This is a genomic window from Sulfuricurvum sp. (assembly GCF_049305995.1).
Lineage (GTDB): Bacteria > Campylobacterota > Campylobacteria > Campylobacterales > Sulfurimonadaceae > Sulfuricurvum.
In genome coordinates this window covers 1-2,370 of record NZ_JBAQPS010000249.1, presented here as the reverse complement: position 1 = coordinate 2,370, position 2,370 = coordinate 1, and the positions used below count along the sequence as shown (strand labels likewise).

The 2,370-nt window shown below is 28.9% G+C and carries 3 protein-coding genes; all 3 read left to right on the top strand.

All coding sequences use genetic code 11. From position 1 onward, the window contains the following. On the top strand, positions 1-341 hold a 341-nt coding region (locus WA010_RS08600), incomplete at its 5' end, for a hypothetical protein (RefSeq protein WP_422556717.1). Continuing rightward, entirely contained in the window at positions 323-1,885 is a 1,563-nt protein-coding gene (locus WA010_RS08595) for a UvrD-helicase domain-containing protein (RefSeq protein ID WP_422556716.1), read from the top strand. The genes WA010_RS08600 and WA010_RS08595, both read left to right, overlap by 19 nt. 78 nt (positions 1,886-1,963) lie before the next feature. Further along, positions 1,964-2,370 (top strand): hypothetical protein (locus WA010_RS08590; protein ID WP_422556715.1); only part of this gene is annotated, 407 nt, incomplete at its 3' end.

Genomic DNA, 2,370 nt, shown 5'->3' with positions numbered 1-2,370 from the left:
ATTTAAAAGTATTGCTTCACCAAGATAAAATTCTAAAAGATGGCATCTTGTGTATCGCATACCAAACAGAGGAAAATAGTTATCATGCTAGGAGCTTTGAAGATGCTTTTATTCATTTAAACAAAGCATTCATATCTACAAATAAAGATAGCTTTGGAGGATTGAAAAGTAGAAATCATTTTGATAATGCCACAAAAGATGCGTATGATTTAGCTGATGAATGTATTGACAAAAAATCAATTTTTGCAACTGATATTTTATATTATGGTGGTGAGCAGTTTGAACATTGGGGCACACCGGTATATATAAATGAGGGCTTATTATGGCTATCGAAGAAATAAAACAGCATATTCAAAATAAGAAAAATTTTCTGCTAAGTGGTGGTGCTGGAAGCGGTAAAACATATACACTCATGCAAGTTTTAGATTATGTATTTGAGCAAAACAAAGATGCTAAAGTAGCATGTATTACATATACGAATGTAGCAGTTAATGAGATTAAAGAAAGAAGCCCTTATTCAAATTTGACAGTATCAACTATACATGAGTTTTTATGGAGTCAGATTAAAAACTATCAAAAAGACTTGAAAAAAGCATTGATTGCATTGATAGAGAGCAGGGCAATCAATTATAGTGGAGAGGCAACACTATCTTTAGATTTTTTTAATGATAAAAAGATTGAGTACCAAGAATATAAAAAATTAGAAAATGGTGTAGTATCTCATGATGAAATAATCAAGCTGGCTCATTATATGTTTGAACATTATCTGATGCTAAATAGTATAGTCAAAGATAAATTTGACTTTATATTTGTTGATGAATACCAAGATACACAAAAAGAAGTAACAGATATATTTTTAAATTTTATGCAAATAGGCGAGAAGAAAAATATTTTAGGCTTTTTTGGTGATTCTATGCAATCAATTTATGATAGAAGAGTCGGAAATATTGATGAGTATATAACTCAAGGTGTAGTTGAAAGAGTTGTAAAAGCTGATAATAGGAGATGTTCTACGGAAGTTATTAGGCTTATAAATCAAATACGGAATGATGGCATCGTGCAAGAACCTGCAAATAATAATCAAGCAGGAAGTATAAAGTTTTTATATTCATCTAGCGAGATGAGTGTCAATGACATTAAGCAAAATATTGCTTTTGAAAATTGGTATTTGAGCGATACCAAAAATACTAAAGAGCTTTATCTCACGCACAAACTTATCGCAAATGAACAAGGTTTTAGAAGTTTACTCGATGTATTTTCGAATGATGATGTTACTAGTGATAAACCTAATAAATTTATTGCTTATTTACTCAGAATAGAAGAGCTGATATTTTTATATGAGAATGGATCTTTTAATGAATTTATCAAAAAAACTCACTTTAAAATGAGGAAGCTTTCAGATAAGCAAAGGTTAAAAGATGCAATTGAAAATTTAAAAAATATCGATGATAAGAATATTGAACAAATGATTGAGTTCGCCAATGAACTAAATCTGGTAAAAAAGGATGACAAATTTAATATCTATATTCGAGAACATGATGAAGAATTCAATAGCGCTAAATCGATAGCCTACAGAGAAATACAGAATTTATATATGTATAGACAAGAGTTATCACCCTATTCTACTCAACATGGTGTTAAAGGTGCGGAATTTGATAATGTCTTTGTAATATTAGACAATGGACGATGGAATCAATATAATTTTAAGTATTTGTTTGAAAATACAGCTGGAAAAGAAAGTGTAATCGAAAGAACAAGAAAAATTCTTTATGTTGCTTGCTCTAGGGCAAAAAATAATTTAATTGTGTATTTTCCACAGCCGACACAACAGGTTATAAATAAAGCAAATGAATGGTTTGGGGATGTAAATGTTATCGAAATATAAAATTAAAATTTTGGAAAATCGAGAAAAATGTGAGTCAGGAAGAGATACTGTAAAGTTAGTGAAGAATTGGATAACTTAATGGAAAATCGAACACAATTAAATTATTTAAAAGTTTTGGAAGCATTTAATACGTCGACTTTAAAAGAGATAGAAGAAAGATTTGGAAATAAATATTTTTTAAAAATTATAATAGGGTTATATCTCGTATTTGCGATCCTATCAATATGGCTATATATAGATGATAGTCAGTTTATTACAATTGGTATGGGTTTTGTAATATTTGGTTGGATTTTTTATCATTTACGATGTACTAATAATCAAGTAATATCAACGTTTGGAAAAGACAGTAAACATTTTGTGAGTCAAAATAAACTTTATTGGAGAGGTGCGAGAGCTTTATTATTTTTTGAGAAGTTAAAAAAAGAAAATATAGATTTTAAGACAGATGAGATAATAAAAATAATAGATAAAGAGTTAGAACTTAA